We start from the raw sequence: 21,988 nt of genomic DNA on the forward strand, positions 1-21,988 counted from the left end.
TAAAATGTTAAGTAAGAGAAATGGTTTTACATTAAGGAAGTGTCAAAACAATGAGTTTTACATTAAATAAATCAATTATTAAAGAAGTATGCGGAGAAACCTCATATAAAAGAGGCGAAGCTTATTATAAAGCAAATAAAGTAATCGTGAATCATTATGATGAAAATAAAGAAATTTGTGAGGCTACGGTAAAAGGGAATGAAGATTTTTATGTTACAGTAGAAAAAGCTAAAAAAGGTAATGTTGTTGCGAGATGTAGTTGTCCTTCGTTAGCGTCTTTTCAAACGTACTGTCAACATGTTGCAGCAGTACTTATACAAATAAATTATAATCAGCAAACCGGTGGAATGTTACCTATTAGTAGCGGAAACATGAGCGAAAATGAACACTTAACAAGTGGTATGTTTCAGTTATTTACGGAGAAACCACTGAGACCTAAAAGTAAGCAACACCGTTTTGATACACGTGAAATACTTTATGTTGAGTTTATATGTACACCAGTAGCTACGAAAAATGGTGGGGCTCTTCTTGGAATTCAATTGAAACTGGCGAAAACATATTTCATAAATCATATTAGAGAATTTCTTTCTAAAGTGGAGAAAAGGGAGTCTTTTCATTGTTCCAACGAATTTACATATACACCAGATGTACATAGTTTTAAACAAGAAACTGATGCGATTATTCAGCAGTTTATTAAAATTTATCATAATGAAAAAATGTATGAGGATGCGCTAGAAGTACATGCAAAACAAGATGAAAGTATGATATTAATACCGCCAGCTTCATGGAGTGATATGCTTTCTTTACTTTCTAAAATTGAGTATGTGCAGCTGAAACAAAATGAACAGCTGTTTCATGGTCTGGAAGTTTCAAAAGGTTTATTGCCATTACATTTTGAATTTACGAAAGGGAATAATGGCGGGTTTACACTTCATATAGACGGTCTAAAGCGTGTACAAGTTATGAATATGTATAACAACGCTCTTTACGATGGGAAATTATATCATCTACCTATTGAAGATTGTATGCGACTTATTGAACTACAAAAGATGATGAATCGTTCAAATAGCAATCAGTTTTATATTCCAGAAAATAAGATGGAGCATTTCGTAGCGAAAGTTGTACCAGGGTTAATGAAACTCGGAACTGTACGCATTGATGAAGTTATATCAGATCGTGTTGAAACGCTTTCGCTAAAAGCGAAGTTGTATTTAGATCGAGTGAAAAATCGTTTGTTAGCAGGTCTTGAATTTCACTATGGAAACGTCGTAATTAATCCGCTAGAAGAGGATGGACAGCCGTCTGTTTTTAATCGTGATGAGAAAAAGGAAAAAGAGATTTTAGACATTATGACTGAAAGTGCCTTTGCGAAAACGGAAGGCGGTTACTTTATACATAATGAAGAAGCTGAGTACAATTTTTTATATCACGTCGTTCCAACGTTAAAAGGTTTAGTTGATATTTATGCGACGACAGCAATCAAATTACGAATTCATAAAGGGGATACAGCTCCTCTTATTAGAGTGAGAAGAAAAGAAAGAATAGACTGGTTGTCATTTCGCTTTGATATAAAAGGAATACCGGAAGCGGAAATTAAAGGTGTATTAGTGGCTCTTGAAGAGAAACGTAAATATTACCGATTAGCGAACGGTTCTTTACTATCACTGGAGAGCAAAGAGTTTAATGAAATTAATCAGTTTGTAAAAGAATCGGGTATTCGGAAAGAATTTTTACATGGGGAAGAAGTGAATGTTCCGCTTATTCGGAGTGTGAAATGGATGAACGGACTTAACGAAGGAAATGTTTTAAGTTTAGATGCGTCTGTTCAAGAGTTAGTAGAAAACATTCAAAATCCGAAAAGATTAAAGTTTGCTGTGCCAAATACTGTAAATGCTGTTATGAGAGAGTATCAAGTATATGGATTCGGGTGGATGAAAACACTCGCTTATTACCGTTTTGGTGGTATTTTAGCAGATGATATGGGACTTGGGAAAACGCTGCAAAGCATTGCTTTTATAGATTCTGTTTTGCCTGAAATTAGAGAGAAGAAACTGCCTGTATTAGTTGTTTCTCCGTCTTCCCTCGTGTATAACTGGCTTAGCGAGTTGAAAAAATTCGCACCACATATAAGAGCGGTTATTGCAGATGGAAACCAAGTAGAGCGCCGGAAATTTTTAAAAGATGTAACGAAATTTGATGTAGTGATTACGTCATATCCTTTACTTAGACGAGATATAAGATTGTATGCACAGCCTTTTCATACATTATTTCTTGATGAAGCACAAGCATTTAAAAATCATACAACGCAAACTGCGAAGGCAGTAAAAACGATTCAAGCGGAGTACCGTTTTGGATTAACGGGAACACCTGTAGAGAATTCATTAGAAGAACTATGGTCGATTTTTCATGTCGTCTTCCCGGAATTATTACCAGGAAGAAAAGAGTTCGGTGATTTAAGGCGTGAAGATATTGCGAAGCGGGTAAAACCTTTCGTGTTAAGAAGGTTAAAGGAAGATGTATTACAGGAGCTACCAGAAAAAATTGAACACTTACAATCATCAGAGTTATTACCAGATCAGAAGAAGCTTTATGCGGCTTACTTAGCGAAGTTAAGAGAAGAAACATTAAAACATTTGGATAAAGATACGTTACGTAAAAATAAAATTCGGGTTTTAGCTGGTTTAACGAGGCTAAGGCAAATTTGTTGTCACCCTGCTTTGTTTGTTGATGATTACAAAGGAAGTTCAGCTAAATTTGAACAACTTCTAGAAATTTTGGAGGAATGCAGAAGTACAGGGAAGAGAATTCTTATATTTTCTCAATTTACGAAGATGCTTTCGATAATCGGACGTGAATTAAATCGTCAAGCAGTTCCATACTTTTATTTAGATGGGAGTACACCTTCGCAAGAACGTGTAGAGCTATGCAATCGGTTTAACGAAGGAGAAGGGGAGTTATTCCTGATTTCTTTAAAGGCTGGTGGCACAGGGTTAAATTTAACGGGTGCAGATACAGTTATATTGTACGACTTATGGTGGAATCCAGCTGTTGAACGACAAGCAGCGGATAGAGCGTATCGAATGGGACAAAAAAATACAGTGCAAGTTATTAAGTTAGTAGCCCACGGAACAATTGAAGAAAAAATGCATGAACTACAAGAAACTAAGAAAAATTTAATTGCTGAAGTAATTGAGCCAGGAGAAGAGAAATTATCCTCTATAACTGAGGAAGAAATTCGAGATATTCTTATGATTTAATATGGAAAAAGCTATGCTTTCAAATTTATGAGAGCATAGCTTTTTTGTTGTAATAATTATATTTTGTTTTGTACAAAGTAAAGAAATCAAATGCTTTTTAGATTACTTCTTTGTGCCTTTACTTTTGTATGGTTTTGCAGCTTTCTTTTTCTTTGCACTAGATTGCCAACGGTTCCATCCCTTACTTCCTGTACCTTGTCCTACACCTTTTTTCGGTTTCGCTTTCGTTTTACTCATATGATCACTCCGTTATATAAAAAATCTTATTTGATAATAGCCAATGTTTTAGAAAAATACTCTCGATAAATGACTATGTTTGTTTTAAGTAAAAACAAACTGCTTGAATGCTATAGTATATCATGAAATGGCGAGTAAACTGAAAGGAATTACAAATAAAATGAAAATAATAAGAAATACTGCGGATTCTATTTTTCGAACGATCACATTACTGGTTGTGTATATGTTAGTTTCAGTTAGTGAAATGTTTTTTGGATTGAAGAGACAAAGAAAGTAAAGATGTTATATTATGAACAGTCCGTAAAGGCGTAAAATAAAGAATTGAAAAATATTTTATTTTTTTTGTTGACTTTCTCATTTTTTTGTATAGAATAATCATTAATAAAATGTTTCAGAGATGTGATAACAAACGACTATGAAAGGACGAGTAGTAGTAGGATGTAGTTAAAGCGAGTCAGGGACGGTGTGAGCCTGATACGAAGCCTATTATGAAGAACCTCCTGGAGTCGCTAACCGAAATCCTTTATAGGAAAGTAGACTTAGCCGGGAACTTCGCCGTTACAAGAAGAACAGTATCGAGATTTTTAATCTCCGTACTGTATAAGTGAGCAACCTCTGTTGCTAATTTGGGTGGTACCGCGGAACCAAAGCCTTTCGTCCCAGTTTTTTGGGGAAGAAGGGCTTTTTTTGTTGGCTTCTTTCCACAACATCCAAACATTTTAGGGGGAAACCACCATGTATCAATCATTAATGACAGTAAGAGAGACTCAAATCGCAATTAAGGAAGTTAAAACATTTTTCGAGGATCAATTAGCGAAACGCCTTGAACTATTCCGCGTATCTGCACCATTATTCGTAACGAAAAAATCAGGACTAAACGATCACTTAAACGGTGTGGAACGTCCAATTGAATTTGATATGTTACATTCAGGAGAAGAATTAGAAATTGTTCATTCACTAGCGAAGTGGAAAAGGTCCGCATTACATGAATACGGATATGAAGCTGGTGAAGGTTTATATACAAACATGAACGCGATTCGTCGTGACGAAGAACTTGATGCAACACATTCCATTTACGTTGACCAATGGGATTGGGAAAAAATCGTTCAAAAAGAATGGCGTACTGTCGATTACCTACAAGAAACAGTACGAACAATTTATGGAATATTCAAAGATTTAGAAGATCACTTGTTTGAGAAATATCCGTTTCTTGGAAAGTATTTACCAGAAGATGTAGTTTTCATTACTTCCCAAGAACTAGAAGACAAATATCCAGAGTTAACACCGAAAGATCGTGAACATGCAATTGCAAAAGAACACGGTGCAGTCTTTATTATGGGAATTGGTGATGCACTTCGTTCAGGTGAAAAACACGATGGGCGCGCAGCTGATTATGACGATTGGAAATTAAACGGTGACATTTTATTCTGGCACCCAGTACTACAAGCTTCATTCGAATTATCATCAATGGGAATTCGTGTTGACAGTAAATCACTTGACGAACAGTTAACGAAAACTGGTGACGATTTCAAACGTGAATATGATTTCCATAAAGGAATTTTAGAAGACGTACTACCATTAACAATTGGTGGTGGTATCGGCCAATCAAGAATGTGTATGTACTTCTTACGTAAAGCGCATATCGGTGAAGTTCAATCCTCTGTATGGCCTGACGATTTACGTGAAGCTTGCAAGAAAGAAAACATTCATCTGTTTTAATAGAAATATGAGGGAGAGTAGCTCAGGAATAGAGCTACCCTCCCTTTTTTGTTGTGTAAACGAGTGGTTTACAGTGAGTTGTATTAATAGTTTCTTTTATCGATTATGAAGGAATTCAAGGGAAAGAGCGAAAGGATATATATGAAAAAAGTGAGAAGAGTCTGTTATATTTCCTAGGAAAAGCCTATAGTGAGCAAATTAATTCTTCTATCTAGAATGTTGAATAGAAATCATAATAAAAAGCTGTCTGCATAGAGTATTGAAATCTATGTGAACAGCTTTTTTCTATTTAAATAGGAAAGAAATAGATTAGTAAAATTTTTTGTGAGCTTTACTGCTGAATAATAAATATAAAATTAGCCCATTTGCACTAAAGGTTCAATTTTCGCCATAAATGATTGATGAAGTGCTTCAACACCCGTTACTAAATGAAGGCGGTCAATAACGACAGATACTTTAATTTCTGATGTACTTACCATTTTAATATGAATATCTTCTTCTTTTAAAGTAGTGAACATATTCGCTGCAACACCTGGATTAGATACCATACCAGATCCTACAATTGATACTTTTGCTAAATGATTTTCATACTCTACAGATTCATAGTGAAGTGCTTCTTGATTCTGTTCCAATACTTCTAGTGTTTCTCGTAAGTCATTAGAATGGATAGAGAAGGAAAGATGAACAGTTCCTTCATTTGTAATACTTTGAATAATAATATCTACATTAATATGTGCTGCTGCTAATGTAGAGAAAACTGTTGAAAGTGCACCTTGCTCTAATCCTTTAATTGTGACGCGTGTAATGTTATCCTCAAATGCAATACCTTTAACGATTGATTGTTGTTCCATGTTACATTCTCCTTTTACAATTGTTCCGTTTTCTTGTTCCATGCTTGATCGTACTTCTAAAACTACATTATGATTTTTAGCAAATTCAACAGCGCGTGGGTGTAATACGCCAGCACCGAGATTGGCAAGCTCTAACATTTCGTCATAAGAAATTGTATCTAATTTATAAGCATCTTGTACAACTCGTGGATCAGTCGTATATACGCCAGTCACATCCGTATAAATATCACATTTTTTTGCTTTTAGTGCCGCAGCTAATGCGACAGCAGTCGTATCAGAGCCACCGCGGCCAAGCGTTGTAATTTCACTTTCTATACTTATGCCTTGGAATCCAGCTACGATAACAATTGTGCCTTCAGTAAGATAAGACTGAATACGATTGGTGTTAATGTCAGTAATCCGTGCACTACTATGTACAGATTCTGTCGTAATACCAGCTTGCCATCCTGTTAATGAAATTGCGTTATAACCTTTTGATTGTAGTGTCATTGTTAATAATGAAATGGTTACTTGTTCTCCTGTAGATAGGAGCATATCCATTTCACGTTTACTTGGATTTTCAGTAATAGCGTTAGCAAGTGCTACAAGTTTATCCGTACTTTTTCCCATTGCTGAAACGACAGAGACAATACTATGTCCTCGTTCATATTCTTCAATAATTAAATTTGCTACATGTTGAATGCGCTCGACGCTTCCGACAGAAGTACCGCCAAATTTTTGTACAATCGTTTCCATTACGAATTCCTTCTTTCGTCCATTTTTAAGAATAGGTTAGGACATATACAAATCCCAATATTCCTGTAGTTACCAGAGAGAAAAATAAAAAACACCATCTCAAATAAGTGAGGATGGTGCTGTTACAGGAAAAGGGAAACAGAAAACGGAGCTAATAAAAAAACCGCCAAAAAAGGAATATCATAAAAATGATATCTCTTTTTTGTAGATAGCTCTTCATACGTACACGTCTGTACATATGACAGTTCTGTTTCTATTCGAAAACAGCCCCAATTGATAAATACAGAGAAATTTATCAATTTCGGCAACACTTCCTTTCCTCTAAGATCATAGACATCTCTGTGTCTCCTTTAGAATACTTATAAGCGTTGCAACCTCTATCTCACGTTTTAGGCGAGAGTGTATAATTTATGAAGTTGTTGGTAACATTTGTTTTATAATAATTTAAATTTTTCAGGGAATCAAGTGTTTTGTATATATTTTTAAAATTCTATCTTTTATTTAGATTAGTTTGTGAAAAATGTAGCAAAATCAATTCATTGCATGTACATTGAAAATATAGCGCATGGGAGGTGGAAGGATGGGGAAGAAAAAGCCTATTTATGTAGCAACAGAGATGAACACAACAATGGAGAAACTATGGGCATATACACAAGAGCCTGATATACATACAGAGTGGGATGTTCGTTTTACTGAAATTTCGTATTTGGAGAAAAAAGAAGGAGAACCACAGAAGTTTTTATATAAAACAAAGATCGGATTTGGACTTGAAATAGCCGGAGAAGGGGAATCGATAGGTGAAATAAGAAAAGACACTGGGGAACGCATTTCTTCTTTGAAATTTTGGACAGACAATAAGCTATCACTTATACAAATAGGACGAGGTTATTGGAAGTATACACCGAATGGAGAACATATTCATTTTGAAACGCAATATGATTATGATACAAGGTTTGGTCGTATAGGGAATGTGATAGATTCATATGTTTTTCGGCCTTTATTAGGTTGGGCGACAGCATGGAGTTTTGATGCTTTAAAATTATGGTTAGAAAAGGGACTTCATCCTAGTATGTTAATTAGAAGAACGATGACCTATTGGCTCATTTGCTTTTTATTTGCTTTCGTATGGTTATATCAAGGAATTGTACCGAAAGTGATTTTTACTCATCCAGAGGAAGTGAAGATGCTTTTTGAGTTAATTGGATCGAATGAAAGTAGTATTTTTATACTTAAACTAGTTGGATTTTTAGAAATAATATGGGGTGTTATGTGGCTATTGCCACTTCAAAAACGAAAGTTGTTTATAGTGCATATTGTTATGTTAATAGGCTTAACTATAGTGGCAGGACTTACGAATATCACAAGTTTTATGCAACCGTTTAATCCGATTACATTAAATTTTCTTCTAATAGGGTTATCGATTGTCGGTTATATAAATAGCACTAATTTACCAAGTGCAAAAAATTGCAAGAGGACGAGAAAGGGATAAGGATATGGTTAATATTTATGAAAAATTATTAGGTGAATCCTATAAAAAACTTCATCCAAAATTACAGAAGCGATATGCGATTACAAAGGAAAATAGTTTTATTGGGGAAGGGGAGATGGATGAAATTTACGGAGGATCTTTTTTCGTTAAATTGATTTTAAAAATTGCATCGAAGTTCCGTATGTTTTTCTCTGAGCGTGGGGAAAAAGTTCCGTTTGTGATACATAATACCGCTGAGCGAGATGCACATGGGAAAGAATTTGTAAGGTGGAATCGTACTTTTTATTTTCATAATAAGAAAAGGTATTTTAACGCTGTTATGAAGCTGGATGAAGAAGAAAATGAAATTGTTGATTATTTTGGTGAACCACATTTACTCGTTTCTACATTGAATTTTTATATTGATGAAAAAGGTGGAATGCATATTTCTTCAAAGAAGCAATGGTTTTATATGTTTGGAAGAAAAATACCGTTACCTAAATTTTTATACGGAGAGGCAAAAATTGTTGAAAGCTATGATGATGCACTACAATGTTTTCGGATTCATGTACAAGTACGAAATCCGTTAATTGGTTCATTATTTTCATATAAGGGAACATTTGTGGAAAGGAAATAAACGAGATGAAAAATATAATATTTGGCCTTGCTTGCTATACGACTTTTCTTATGTTTGAGTGGTCTAATGTAAATCCTGTTGAAGCAATTATATTATTATCTATTTTGTTATTTATACCAATGTCATTTTGCATTATTGACAAAGAAACGAGGAATGGATCGTATTTATTATTTTATAAATTTGTATCGTTTTTATATCCAATCGCAGCAGTTAGTGCGGTGCTAGCTTTCGTAACAAATCATTTTGTCTTTGCTCTTCTTTGGTTTATGTATACTGGGATTCTTGCATTATTTGGTATAAGTAGATTGCTAGAAAGAGGATGGAAGCCTTTAGAAGAAGCAGCTATAGATAGTGCGTTTATTTATTTGTTCCTAGGTGGTTTTTGGTTTTTTGCTTCTGTAGCAAAACTTTCAATTATGCACTTTAGTTCTGACATTGTTTTGCTCACAGCGGCACACTTTCATTACTCGGCATTTCTATTGCCGTTATCAGCTGGTTTGCTTGGAAGGAAAAGAGAAAAGAGAAGTAAACTCTATGACTCCATAATGTTTATTATCGTCATTTCTCCAATGACAGTTGCAATAGGAATTACATACTCGAGGGTATTTGAATTTTTTGCAGTGTTCATATATTTATGTGCCATTTACGGATATGGAGTTTACGTGTGGAGAACGAAATTCAATGCTATGAGTGCGAAGGTACTTTTAGTTCTTTCTTCTAGCACACTTATGGTAACAATAATGTTTTCACTCATATATTCATACGGAAATTTCAAACAAGTAATGACGATTACAATTGCACAAATGGTTTGGATTCACGGTGTTGTAAATGGAATTGGAGTAGCGTTACCAGCATTTGTTGGCTGGATGATTGAAAAGAGTGTTCCGAATTATAAATATTACGGGAAACCAATGAGTCAATTAAGAGGAAATGTGTCGATTGGTGAGGCATTTTTACATAGTAGAAATTTAGTAGATGGCAAGGAATACAGTGGTCTAGTTGATAAAATGAATGATTTTCATAGTGACACATTTGATGAAGTGAAGCTCCCTTTAAGTATTATTTATTTTTATGAGAATACGAGCGATTATCAGTTGCAAGCGAATATTAACTGGTCACGTTGGTTCCGTCCATTTGCATTTTTTTATGAAAAAATGAGTAAGTGTGTAGCCCAAATTCATTTAGGGATGGGCGGTAAGTGGGAAGCGATGCAAGGCTCTATTATTGGGATAAAAGATGAAAGAGATGGAAGGGATAACGTAAGAGCCTGGCTGCGAAAAAATGAAGTAGGAGATACAATTTTTGTAGCTCTATATTCAAGGCATACATATAAGAACGAGACATATATGAATATCGCATTGCCTTTACCATATGCAAATATGACTGGTATTTTGAAATTGTACAATGAAGCTAACCGCTTAATTATTACTAGTAAGCGAAGAAATAGTGGTAAGGGAGATGAAGGGATATACTTACATACTCGCTTCTTTACAATACGCTTACCATTAGCAGAGACTTTTATCATTAAAGAGGGAACGGATCAAATGTTAACAGCTAACCATAGAATGTGGATATTCGGAGTCAAGTTTTTAGAAATTGATTATGAGATTAAGAAAATAGAGGAGAAGTAAGAAAGGCTTGGAGAGATTCCAAGCTTTTCTTACGTATGGGTAATTGTCATAGCAACTTGTTTATCTAAGTCTTGATCCCAAACACGTTGGATTTCGAAAGTGCTTTTTTCAAAAAATAAGGGGAACCTTTCTTTAAACCAGTTTTGCATAGGAAGATGTAACGCGGAGTCAATTGGAACCCACACCAATTCTCCTTCTGGAGGCTGGAGAAGAAGGTTACCTTCAAATGAATTTGTCCAATAATTGAATACCATATAACGAACATTTCCCCTGGGATTTACGTATTCATCTAATCCTTTAAAAATTAAATTGGAAACAAGTAATCCAGTTTCTTCTTTCACTTCTCGTATAGCAGCTTGAACGATACTTTCTGGAAAATCTACTTTGCCGCCAGGAGCGATGTAACCAGGGAATCCTAGATGATCAGGGCGCTGAATTAGTAATACTTCGTTATTACGTTGAATCATGCACATTGTATAAATACGGTGTTCGATATTTTTCCAATTCGTACTCATACGAAACTCTCCCTCTTATAAAATAAGTATTTAATAATTTAACTATAGTTTTTTGTTCCAAAAAATACAATAATAATACAAAAATATACAAATCACGATTGACTATTACTAATTTTCAGAACTATAATTATTCTGTTATATAAAATTATTTGTAATTGAGAGGGGAATATATTCTATGAAAAATAGAATAATCGCAGCAGGAGTATTAGCAGCTAGTATATTATCTTATTCATCTAGCAGTCTCGCACAAACAAAAACATTTCCAGATGTCCCAGCGAAGCACTGGGCAGAAGATTCTATTTACTATTTAGTAGAGAAAGGTGCAATTAAAGGTAATGATACAGGAATGTTCGAGCCTGGAAAAGAAATCACGCGTGCAGAAGCAGCTACAATGATTGCTAAAATTTTAAACTTACCAATCGATTCAAATGCTAAACCATCTTACGCTGATGCTCAAAAACACTGGGCTACTCCAATCATCGCAGCTGTAGAAAAAGCTGGCGTTGTTAAAGGTAAAGATAACGGCACATTCGATCCAGACGGAAAAATCGACCGCGTTTCAATGGCATCTCTACTTGTAGAAGCTTACAAATTAGATTCTAAAGTAAACGGTACTCCAGCAACTAAATTCAGTGATTTAGAAAAAAGCTGGGGGAAAGCAAAAGCTAACATCCTAGTTGAACTGGGGATTTCTGTTGGTACTGGTGGCAAATGGGAGCCTGAAAAAACTCTAACTAAAGCAGAAGCAGCTCAATTTATTGCAAAGGCTGATTCAATTCAAGTTGGAAATCCATTAGTGGAAAAGGTAGTTATTATTGATCCTGGTCATGGAGGATTTGATCCAGGGAATCCAGGGCAAGGTGTAAAGGAAAGTGAAATTGTATTTGATACATCTTTAAGATTACAGCAATTGCTAGAAAAAAATACACCTTTAAAAGCTTTGTTAACACGTGAAGAGAATGGAAATCCAGGAAGTAATAAGGATGAATCTCTTGTGAATCGAGTGAAATTTGGTCAAGAGAACAATGGAGATATATTTGTAAGCATTCATGCAAACTCTTCTAAAAATCATGATGGTCACGGAACGGAAACATATTATTATAAAAAATCAAAGTCTGGGGAAGAGACACAGCTTGAAAAGGATAGCAAAGTATTAGCACAAAAAATTCAAAAACGAGTAGTAGAAGCACTACATACAAAAGATAGAGATATAAAAGAAAGTCCTTCATTTTATGTAGTAGATAAAAATACAGTACCAGCAGTTTTAACAGAGCTTGCCTTTATAGATAATAATATAGATAATGGCAAATTAGCTACTGAATCAGGAAGACAAATTGCTGCAGAGGCAGTTTATGCTGGTATTTTAGATTATTATGAGTGGAAAGGTTTCAATGTTTCAAAGTATCGTTTAGCTAAATAAAAAACATTGTTTGCTAAGCACATCGTTTATATAGAGATGGGCTTTTTATATGAGTTTATATAATTTTGTATCGAAATAAAAAGATATATCGTATTATGCTGATTATAAATAAAATAATGGTAGATTAGTTCATTTTTATCACGTATACTTTTACTGTTGACTAATTAATTTAATTAAGAGTTTGTTAGTTTAATAGGGAAAAGTTTAGTATAAAGGGAGGCAAGTTAACACGGGACAGGCATATACATAACGTGTTAAAAAAATATGAAAAAAGTTATTTCTAATGTTTTAGCAGCGACAGTCGCACTTCAAGTAGTGATGGCTCCAGCAGCTGCATTTGCAGCTAAAAAGGATTTTCCGGACGTTCCGAAAGATCATTGGTCATTTGAAGCAATTACTAATTTAACGTCAAAAGAAATTATTGCTGGATATGATAACGGTAAGTTTGGGTTTGGTGATGTTGTAACTCGTGAGCAAGTAGCTGCATTAATGTATCGTGTACTTAAACCAGAGTTAAAGAGTGAATATACAAATCCATATTCTGATATTTCTGCAGAGACAACGATGTTTCCAAATGAAATTTTAGCTTTAACAGATATGGGGATTTTTGTAGGGGATGGTAAAGGAACATTTAGACCGAAAGAATTTTTAACTCGTGCTGAAATGGCAGTAATTATACAAAATGCTTTTAAATTGAAAGTAAAGGCTCAACATACGTTTAATGACGTACCGAGCAAGCATTGGGCGAATAATGCAATCAGTGCATTAGAATCTAACGGCATTGCGGCAGGTAACGGAGCAGGTGCATTTAATCCATCTGGTATTGTAACACGTGAAGAATATGCACAATTTTTATATAACGCTATGGCATCGTATATTAATTTAGATGTAACATTACCATCTAATATAACAGCGCAAGAGATTGATAATTTCATTGGAAAGTATCATTCAGACAGCCCACTTGTCGGGACTGGACAAGATTTTATTAAAGCACAAAATGAGTATGGTGTGAATGCTTTATATTTAGCAGCTCATGCTATCTTAGAATCTGGGTACGGGAAATCAGAAATTGCATATCGTAAACACAATCTATTTGGGCTAAAGGCATTTGATTGGGATCCATTTGCAAATGCAAAATATTTACCGTCTTACGGGCAAAGTATTTCGTACAATGCTGATTATGTAAGAAAGAACTACTTAGAAGAAGGTGCTGCTCATTTCAATGGTTACACATTACCTGATATGAATGTTAAGTATGCAACCGATAAAGAATGGGCTGGGAAAATTGCTAATATTATGGAGCGTATTAAGCCTTTCAATAAGAAAGATTATCAAAATGTAAAACGATTACCGAAAAACCCTAATACATTAAATGTAAATGCATTAGGCGAAGCAATTCCGTATAAAGATTATGCAAAAGATGCAACAGCTACCGTTCAATCGGTAGGATCTTACTATCAAGTTCCATTCCCGTTTAACAATCCAATTAAGAGTGTACCAAATGTTACACAAAATGAAGTTGGAAAATTAGAAAATGGTAAAAAAGTAAATGTATATCGTGAAGATCCAAATGGATGGGTAGAATTCTCACTTGAAAATGCTCCAGAAAAATATTGGACATTGAAGAAGAACTTAAAATTATAAATAAAAAAGGTGTTTTCATAAATGAAAACACCTTTTTTATTTATATTCAACACGTAATATTTATAGACTCATTATGATTTTCTCTTTTATATTTTGATATTTTTACCAATAATTTAATTGTTTCATATATAATTTAAGTTATTGGAGTTTGAATTTTCTGTATTTAATTTCGGGTATTAACTTAATTTGAAAAGAGGAGAGAGCTATGCAAGGAGAAATACAAACAGAGAAAAAGTTAGGTTATGTAGGGAAATTATTATTACCAGTTAAAGTTTCACCACACTTTAAGTTTTTATGGATCGGACAATTACTTTCAACTTTAGGCAGTTCAATAACGATGGTCATTCTTCCTATCGTTGTTTATTCATTAACGGGCTCAACAGTTGTAATGGGAATGACTATGGCAATGTACATGCTTCCTAATATTCTTGCGTTCCCGTTTGCTGGATTAGTCGTGGATCGGATTGACCGGGTGAAATTAATGTTATTTACAGATATAATCCGCTGCATATTAATGCTATTACTTGCAACACTTATATTTATGGATTTGTTAACGATTACGCTATTATATGTACTCGTTGCATTATATGGACTTATGGAAGGTATATTTCAGCCGGCGTATTCAGCTGTAAGAGCGAAAGTATTTGTACCAGAAATTCGAAATGCAGCTAACGCATTAACGCAAATGAGTAATCAAGGTATACGACTAATTGGACCAGCCCTGGGAGGATTAATCGTTTCAGTTGCATCGGCTGGAATAGGATTTGGATTGGATGCAGTAACATATTTGCTATCATTTTTTTGTTTATTATTTTTAAAAGAAATAAAGTTTAATAAAGTACAGAAACTAGAAAAAAATAATGTGAATTATAAAAAGGATTTTCTAGAAGGTTTCCTCGTTCTCAAAAGTCATCCATGGTTATGGATTACAATTCTAGTCTTTTCTTTCGTTAATATTTGTTATGCTGGCATTATAGTTGTATTAATTCCGTGGTTGTTTAATGTTCATCATCATTTTGAAGCTTACGTGTATGGCTTGGGAATGGCTTGTTCTGGTGGTGGAGCTGTAATTGCTGCACTAATTTTTGGTGGGAAGCAGCAGTGGCATAAGAGAGGATTACTTGCGTATGGTGGTGTTTTAATTAGTGGAATGGCGTTATTAATTATGCCTTTCGTTTCTTGGGCACCCGCCTTAATTGGATTAATGGCAATTGAAGGATTCGGTATTATGATATTTGGGCTCATTTGGGAAACAAGTTTACAAGAGCTTGTACCAGAAGAAGCTTTTGGAAGAGTGGCAAGCCTTGATATGTTAGGCTCATTTGCTTTATTACCATTAGGGTATGTGGTTGTAGGCTGGTTAGCTACTGTAATAGGTGGAAAGATAACAATTATAATGCTAGCTATTTTAGTACTCATAACAATTGGAATGGCATTGTCTGTACCAAGTATTCGGCGGTTCGATTGATTATGTAGGCTAAAAGGGGGATATGGTATATGACTATAGAAAACCTAAACGATTTAGTAGTAGCAGAGTTGAGATGTAAATACGTTTTGGAAGAAAAGGTATTTGAAGCAAAGAATTTTACGGTGTATATTGCTACTCCTATAGAAAATAAAATGACATATAATCGATTCATCTTAATTAAGCATTTGTCTAATGAAGAGCCTTCCGTACATGTTTGGGACAAAAAAATTTGTGTAGACGCTACAAAAATAGATATTGCAAAAGAAGTGACAGAAGCAATTCAATCGGGTTTTGTAAATAAAGAGTAAGCCCTAATCAAATTAGGACTTACTCTTCATTAAACACAAATGTTTGCTTCATTTTTTTACCCTCATTTACTGGATGACCGTTGTAAGAGAAATTCTTTTCTTCCCAAGTAATGACAACTTTAAAATTATGGCTATTAAAGTCTAATGGGAATACCATGTAGTCAAAGCTTGTATGACTTTTTGAAACGTTGTTATTTAATGTAGTAGGACTAAAAGTTGCTTTAGATGTAGGTGTGTTATCAAGTATTTCCACCGATACATTTGATACATCATTACCGATGTTTTTTACGAATAAACTATACGTATCATATACACCTTGTTTTGGCTGCACTGCTTGCTTGTTTGAGTTATGAGATTTGTCAATTTCGATATACCACTGTTTAGACTTTGACGCAATTGGTAGTGATTGAAATGTGTAGGCACTAGCTTGCATTGGTAGTGCTAAACATATAAGCGTAAAGAGAGTTATTATTTTTCGTTTCATTTTTGAGAGCTCCCATTCTTTAATGGATTTATTTGTTATTATCTTCTCTTTTTAAGATAATATACCATACAGTTTAGGGGGAAGGTATATTGAAAGAACTAGTAAATATGGGAATTGGCATTTTTTTACAACTGTTATTTTTGTATATATTTATTTCTGGTGTATTATTGGAGCTCAATCCATGGTATGCGGTAGTGGTTTATGTGGCTATTGCTATAATAAGTCTTCTTCTAGGAATATACTCGATTGTTTTCTCTATGAAGAGAAGATCGAATACTATTTTTCTAACACTACCAGGTGGAATTGGAATAACATTATTTTCAATATTAATTATTGGATTTACAGTGTTTGCTTACTTTTTACCAGAAGGAGGTATTCCGCCTGTCATTCGTTTGTAGTATAAGTAACTCGATAGAGCCCCTATTTTTTCGTTATTAATCTTCCTAAGTATGCCACACGCATATAAAAACAAAACAAGGAAACTGTGTAGAGATTTTTCGGCATAGTTTCCTTGTTTTGTGATTAATAATAAGTGCTTGCTAATGGATACTAAAAAGCATATCAGGAGGATTAATTTATCAATATAAAGAAGAGTCCAACTTACAAAGGATAGATACAGGTGGAGAGGTACGAGTATTAATCAAAAGGAATGTGAATATGAAAAAAATTCCAATAAATATGTTGAAATAACATTGTCATATAATAAGGGGGATTTGTTTTATGGAAAAAGAGCATCTTGCTAAAGTAGATTTAACGAAAAGAATTGATTCGAAATCTAAGTACAATAAGAAACTCGAAAAATATCAAATGCGTTTATTAGCACTACAGCAAATTTTAAAAGAAGAGAAAATAGCTGTTATGCTTGTTATGGAAGGTTGGGATGCAGCAGGTAAAGGCGGAGCGATTAAGCGAGTAACTGAACATCTTGATCCGCGTGGATTCCAAGTAAATCCAATCGGAGCGCCTGCTCCTCATGAAAAACGGTATCATTATTTACAACGTTTTTGGCGGAAACTTCCTCAATATGGGCAAATTACTATATTCGACCGTTCATGGTATGGTCGTGTATTAGTTGAACGTGTTGAAGGGTTCGCCACAAAAGAAGAGTGGACGAGGGCATATGGTGAAATTAATGATTTCGAGAAGCTATTAACAGATGATCATTACATAATAGGAAAGTTTTTCTATCACATTAGTAAAGAAGAACAGTTGAAACGATTTAAAGAAAGAGAGAACAATCCTCTTAAAAGATGGAAAATTACAGATGAAGACTGGCGTAATCGTGAAAAATGGGATGAGTATGTCGAAGCAATGGAAGACATGTTTGAAGAAACAGATAAGCCGAATGCTAAATGGAATATTATTGCGAGTAATGATAAATTGTACGCTCGTTTGAAAACATTGAAAGTAATTATTACATTAATTGAGGACTATTTCTTAGAGCATAATATAGAATTACCTTCGTATTATTATGAAATAAAAGAAGGTAAGACAGAGGACGTTGAAACTAATCAAGATGTAGTTATAAAATAGTACAAAGTTTATATATGAAATATAAAGAAGAACCATGCTGTAACTTTGGGAAACCGAATTATAGGATGGTTTTTTATTTGGAAACATTTTACAATTTGCAGAATAAGGTATATAATCAATAATCATATTAACAACGTTAATATGATTATTGATTATATACTATGTGGGGGTCTTATTTTGAAGGGAAGAGATGTTGTTTTAGGTTTATTAATGGAAAAAGAATTGTCTGGTTATGATATTAAAATTGTGTTTGAGGATGTATTTACTTACTTTTTTGATGGAAGCTTTGGAATGATTTATCCAACGTTACGACAATTGGAAAAGGAGGGGAAAATTAAAAAAGAAATTGTCATGCAAGAAGGGAAACCGAATAAGAAAATGTACTTTATTACAGATGAAGGGCGTGAAGAGTTTTATCAATACATGCAAACGGATGTAGAGAAAGACGTTTTACGTTCAGATTTTTTAATGAGGATGTATTTTGGTAATTATAGTGATGATAAGGCGATAAAAAAATGGATTGAAGACGAAATTGAAAGGAAAGAAGCGTACATTGCGGATCTTCGTTTGAAATATGAAAAATGGAGAGAAGGTATTACTTTCGTTGAAGAAATTTCACTCGATGTAGGTATTGCATCATATAGTGCACAAGTAGAGATGTTGAAGAGGAAGTTACAGCAATTAGAAGCGAAAGAAAACAATAAAACAGAAGAATGAAAAACACGTTCACAATAAATAAAGGGGTAGATTAACATGGAGCAGTCGAAGGGTATTAAGATTGTCTTTTTAATGTGCTTAGGTATTTTTCTTTGTATGATTGATACAACGATTATGAATATAGCTTTACCAGCAATACAATCGAGTGTAAATACTTCATTAGAGAAGATGTCTTGGGTATTAAATGTTTATACAATGACGATTGCAGTACTCGCAATCCCGCTAGGACGGATAGCTGATATTTTTGGGAAAGCAAAGGTGTATATTCTCGGTTTAATTATTTTTGGTGGTGGATCAGTGCTTTGTGCTTTTGCTAATACAGGCGATTTTCTTATTTTTTCTCGTTTTATACAAAGTATTGGTGCTGCAATTTTATTTCCAACGAGTATGGTAATAGGTGTATCAGCTATGCCATTAGCAAAGAGGCATGTTGCACTTGGCATTTTAGGAGTAACACAGGGGTTGTCAGCTGCAATTGGTCCAGTAATAGGCGGGATTATTACGCAAAATTTAGGATGGAGATGGGTGTTCTTCGTCAATGTTCCAATTTGTATTATTGGGATCATTTTATGCAGTATCATGCTACAAATAAAAAATGAAGAACGCATTATCTCAAAAATTGATTGGATTGGGCTCATATTAAGTAGTTCAGCGATTTTCTCTTTTACTCTCATACTAGTAAAAGGTAATACATGGGGATGGCAAAGTAATATTGCTTTGTCTTGTTATGTAATTAGCACTATTTCTCTTATTCTATTTGTTTTAGTGGAACGAAAGATTCATAATCCAATGGTGAATTTAAATTTATTTAAAGATCGAATGTTTGTCGGAGCGTCTATCGCTGTTATATTAAGTAATTTATTTTTAATTGGCGTTACTGTATTGCTTCCAACTTTTTTGACAAAAATACAGCACCGAACGGAAATTGAAGCTGCTTTTCTAGTGACACCTATTTCAGCGATGATATTTTTCATCTCACCTGTTGCAGCAACTTTAATTAAAAAACTTGGAAAAGTAACTATTATTTTGTCAGGGTTTCTTGTTATGGGCCTATCCTACTATTGGTTGCAAATGATTGACGTTAATTCAACAAATATAGAAGTTATTATTCCATGTATGATATTAGGTGTTGGATATGGTTTAGTAGTGGGGCCAATTACAGTTTTAAGTGCATCTTCGTTTGAAGGGGAATTATTAACTGCTTCTCAAACTGTCGTATCGATGTTACGTCAAGTAGGTATTGTATTAGCAGTAGCGATATTTGTATCTAACTTAACACACAACTTATCTGTAAATAAAGAGAATGTATATCGTTATGCAGAAGAAAAAGTGCGTAATATTCATGTGGATAGTGCTCAGCAAGCTGAGATATTACAAGTAACAAAAGAAAAAATAGAGAAACAAAGTATAGAAGCACATGTGGAAAAGAAACAAAATGAAACATTGGTGGGGTTAAGTAAAGAGAAAAAAGCCGAACTAATTCACCAAAAAGTGGATAAAGTATTAAGTGGCGTTCCAGTAGAATATAGAGATATAAAAAGAGAAGAAATTACGAATCAAGTAACAAAAGAAGTTGAAAAGGAAGAGGAAAGTATAAAGAAAGAAGTACTCGCATTTTCAAAAGATGTAAGTCAGTATGCCCAAAATAAGATGGCTATGAGTTTTACAGATTTATATAAAGCAAGTGTTCCAGTTATTTTAATTTGTGCTTTAGTAAGTTTGTTCTTTTGGGAAGGGAAAGCTTTAAGTAAGAGAAGAGGGGAAAAGAGTGGTAGAGGAATTGTAAGGGAAATAGGCTAAATATGAATTGTGTTCTAGTGATGGAACGTTGGCTGTCAAAAAATTAGTATAGTTATTTTGGGAACTCCTCGGTAATGGGCGAAACATAAACCGTGGGGTTCTTTACATGGATAAATAAATTGCAGCATTTTAAATTTGGGGATTTTGTTGTTCTATAGTACATTAACAAGAGATATTAGTTTTATAGAGAGGGTGAGGAAATGATAGATACAGCAGATGCTTCAATAAGTAATCATATGTATACACGAGAAGACCAACAAAAGTTATATAAACGAACATTAGTAATCGTAAGCATCTCACAAATGTTTGGTGGAGCGGGATTAGCTGCTGGAATTACAGTAGGTGCACTTCTTGCGCAGCAAATGCTTGGAACAGATGCATTTGCAGGATTGCCGGCTGCTATGTTTACATTGGGATCTGCGGTAGCAGCTTTCATAGTAGGAAAGCTTTCGCAACGATATGGACGCCGAGTAGGACTTGCAACAGGATTTATAGTAGGTGGACTTGGGGCTATTGGAGTAGTAATAGCAGCTGTAACAAATAGTATTATGATTTTACTTATTTCTTTGCTCGTTTATGGTGCGGGTACAGCTACGAATCTACAAGCTCGTTATGCTGGTACCGATTTAGCAGATAAGAAGCAGCGAGCAACTGCTGTTAGTATTACTATGGTTATGACGACTTTTGGTGCGGTAGCGGGGCCGAATTTAGTAGGCGTAATGGGAGATTTTGCCCATTCAATTGGAGTTCCTAACCTTGCAGGTCCGTTCATATTATCAGCAGCAGCATTTATACTTGCGGGTCTTGTCCTTTTTGTTATGCTTCGTCCAGATCCGTTAATTATTGCTAACATAATAGAAACATATAAACAAGAACATACATATAAAGGGCAACCAGTAACAGAAGAAATGATAGAAAATAAGCGTGGTGTTACTGTTGGAGCAATCGTTATGATACTTACTCAAATAGTGATGGTTGCGATTATGACGATGACTCCAATTCATATGGGACACCACGGTCATGGTTTAAGTGCAGTAGGCCTTGTGATTGGTTTTCATGTAGGTGCAATGTATCTTCCATCTCTCGTTACGGGAATGTTAATTGATAAAATTGGCCGAACTACGATGAGTATAGCTGGTGGGGTGATTTTACTAGCAGCGGGTGTAATAGCTGCGGTAGCACCGAGTGATTCTTTAATATTATTAATTGTTGCTCTTTCTTTACTTGGATTAGGATGGAATCTCGGATTGATTAGTGGTACAGCACAAATTGTTGATTCCACAACTCCTTCTACACGTGCTAAAACGCAAGGGAAAATAGATGTTTTTATTGCGTTAGCCGGAGCTTCAGGTGGAGCGATGTCAGGAATGGTAGTAGCTAATTCCAGTTATGCCGCATTATCATTAGCGGGAGGAGTGTTAGCATTATTGCTAATTCCTGTTGTGATAAGGTCTCGGATAGGTAAATAAAATTTAGATAAAAGAAGCGGCGTTCAAAGGGAGATAATCAATCTTTGAATGTCGCTTTTTTGTGATTAACTAATAGTTTAACTGGAATCGTTGAT

18 protein-coding genes, 1 riboswitch and 1 other annotated feature are annotated in these 21,988 nt (G+C 34.5%); of the genes, 14 read left to right on the forward strand and 4 right to left on the reverse strand.

The genetic code is table 11. The annotated features are described in order from the left end of the window. Window positions 1-50: 50 nt before the first annotated feature. Window positions 51-3,257 carry an SNF2 helicase associated domain-containing protein gene (locus tag MR071_RS05380; protein ID WP_242235300.1) on the forward strand — a complete coding sequence of 1,069 codons (3,207 nt, stop codon included), beginning with the start codon at window positions 51-53 and terminating at the stop codon, window positions 3,255-3,257. A 102-nt stretch (window positions 3,258-3,359) separates the two neighbouring features. Here the strand turns inward: MR071_RS05380 and MR071_RS05385 are convergent, their stop codons facing one another. Beyond that, entirely contained in the window at window positions 3,360-3,494 is a 135-nt protein-coding gene (locus MR071_RS05385; RefSeq protein ID WP_000047591.1) for a DUF3934 domain-containing protein, read from the reverse strand. A gap of 406 nt (window positions 3,495-3,900) precedes the next feature. After that, window positions 3,901-4,159, forward strand: a binding site (T-box leader). A 70-nt stretch (window positions 4,160-4,229) separates the two neighbouring features. On the opposite strand from MR071_RS05385, the gene asnA reads away from it, so the two are divergent. Then, a complete protein-coding gene (asnA, locus tag MR071_RS05390; protein ID WP_105583854.1) occupies window positions 4,230-5,213 on the forward strand; it encodes an aspartate--ammonia ligase in 984 nt (327 codons plus the stop codon). Window positions 5,214-5,569: 356 nt separating this feature from the next. Here the strand turns inward: asnA and MR071_RS05395 are convergent, their stop codons facing one another. Then, window positions 5,570-6,799, reverse strand: a complete 1,230-nt coding sequence (locus MR071_RS05395) for an aspartate kinase (protein ID WP_105583853.1) — start codon at window positions 6,797-6,799, stop codon at window positions 5,570-5,572. A gap of 201 nt (window positions 6,800-7,000) precedes the next feature. Next, window positions 7,001-7,187: riboswitch (Lysine riboswitch) on the reverse strand. 192 nt (window positions 7,188-7,379) lie between these two features. Between MR071_RS05395 and MR071_RS05400 the strand changes: the two genes are divergently transcribed. From MR071_RS05400 to MR071_RS05410, 3 genes are read left to right on the forward strand one after another with little or no spacing between them, the layout of a single operon-like run. Further along, on the forward strand, window positions 7,380-8,288 hold the full coding sequence (locus MR071_RS05400; protein WP_105583852.1) for a DoxX-like family protein: 909 nt from the start codon (window positions 7,380-7,382) through the stop codon (window positions 8,286-8,288). Window positions 8,289-8,292: 4 nt separating this feature from the next. After that, window positions 8,293-8,904, forward strand: a complete 612-nt coding sequence (locus MR071_RS05405; RefSeq protein ID WP_242235302.1) for a DUF4166 domain-containing protein — start codon at window positions 8,293-8,295, stop codon at window positions 8,902-8,904. A gap of 5 nt (window positions 8,905-8,909) precedes the next feature. Beyond that, window positions 8,910-10,535, forward strand: coding sequence for a YndJ family protein (locus tag MR071_RS05410; RefSeq protein ID WP_242235304.1), 1,626 nt, complete (start codon window positions 8,910-8,912; stop codon window positions 10,533-10,535). A gap of 29 nt (window positions 10,536-10,564) precedes the next feature. Here the strand turns inward: MR071_RS05410 and MR071_RS05415 are convergent, their stop codons facing one another. Continuing rightward, window positions 10,565-11,050: an 8-oxo-dGTP diphosphatase gene (locus tag MR071_RS05415; protein WP_105583849.1), complete on the reverse strand. Its 486-nt coding sequence runs from the start codon at window positions 11,048-11,050 to the stop codon at window positions 10,565-10,567. A gap of 175 nt (window positions 11,051-11,225) precedes the next feature. Between MR071_RS05415 and MR071_RS05420 the strand changes: the two genes are divergently transcribed. From MR071_RS05420 to MR071_RS05435, 4 genes are all read left to right on the forward strand, one after another. Continuing rightward, complete coding sequence (locus MR071_RS05420) at window positions 11,226-12,470, forward strand: N-acetylmuramoyl-L-alanine amidase (RefSeq protein WP_242235306.1); 1,245 nt, start codon at window positions 11,226-11,228, stop codon at window positions 12,468-12,470. A 264-nt stretch (window positions 12,471-12,734) separates the two neighbouring features. After that, window positions 12,735-14,114, forward strand: a complete 1,380-nt coding sequence (locus MR071_RS05425) for an S-layer homology domain-containing protein (RefSeq protein WP_105583847.1) — start codon at window positions 12,735-12,737, stop codon at window positions 14,112-14,114. 205 nt (window positions 14,115-14,319) lie between these two features. After that, complete coding sequence (locus tag MR071_RS05430; RefSeq protein WP_242235308.1) at window positions 14,320-15,582, forward strand: MFS transporter; 1,263 nt, start codon at window positions 14,320-14,322, stop codon at window positions 15,580-15,582. Window positions 15,583-15,611: 29 nt separating this feature from the next. After that, on the forward strand, window positions 15,612-15,890 hold the full coding sequence (locus MR071_RS05435; RefSeq protein ID WP_105583845.1) for a hypothetical protein: 279 nt from the start codon (window positions 15,612-15,614) through the stop codon (window positions 15,888-15,890). A 19-nt stretch (window positions 15,891-15,909) separates the two neighbouring features. On the opposite strand, the gene MR071_RS05440 is transcribed toward MR071_RS05435, so the two are convergent. After that, a complete protein-coding gene (locus tag MR071_RS05440; protein WP_105583844.1) occupies window positions 15,910-16,374 on the reverse strand; it encodes a hypothetical protein in 465 nt (154 codons plus the stop codon). Window positions 16,375-16,463: 89 nt separating this feature from the next. Here MR071_RS05440 and MR071_RS05445 point away from each other — a divergent pair, with 89 nt between their 5' ends. The 5 genes from MR071_RS05445 (at window position 16,464) to MR071_RS05465 (ending at window position 21,893) form a co-directional block, all read left to right on the forward strand. Further along, window positions 16,464-16,772 carry an alpha/beta hydrolase gene (locus MR071_RS05445; RefSeq protein WP_105583843.1) on the forward strand — a complete coding sequence of 103 codons (309 nt, stop codon included), beginning with the start codon at window positions 16,464-16,466 and terminating at the stop codon, window positions 16,770-16,772. A 322-nt stretch (window positions 16,773-17,094) separates the two neighbouring features. Next, window positions 17,095-17,907, forward strand: a complete 813-nt coding sequence (locus tag MR071_RS05450; protein ID WP_105583842.1) for a polyphosphate kinase 2 family protein — start codon at window positions 17,095-17,097, stop codon at window positions 17,905-17,907. A gap of 177 nt (window positions 17,908-18,084) precedes the next feature. After that, a complete protein-coding gene (locus MR071_RS05455) occupies window positions 18,085-18,624 on the forward strand; it encodes a PadR family transcriptional regulator (protein WP_105583841.1) in 540 nt (179 codons plus the stop codon). A 36-nt stretch (window positions 18,625-18,660) separates the two neighbouring features. Beyond that, on the forward strand, window positions 18,661-20,424 hold the full coding sequence (locus MR071_RS05460) for an MFS transporter (RefSeq protein WP_105583840.1): 1,764 nt from the start codon (window positions 18,661-18,663) through the stop codon (window positions 20,422-20,424). A gap of 200 nt (window positions 20,425-20,624) precedes the next feature. Further along, the gene (locus MR071_RS05465; protein WP_242235310.1) at window positions 20,625-21,893 is read left to right on the forward strand and encodes an MFS transporter; all 1,269 of its coding nucleotides are present in this window, start codon (window positions 20,625-20,627) and stop codon (window positions 21,891-21,893) included. Window positions 21,894-21,988: the final 95 nt, after the last annotated feature.

The organism is Bacillus cereus group sp. BfR-BA-01316 (assembly GCF_022664195.1).
GTDB lineage: Bacteria > Bacillota > Bacilli > Bacillales > Bacillaceae_G > Bacillus_A.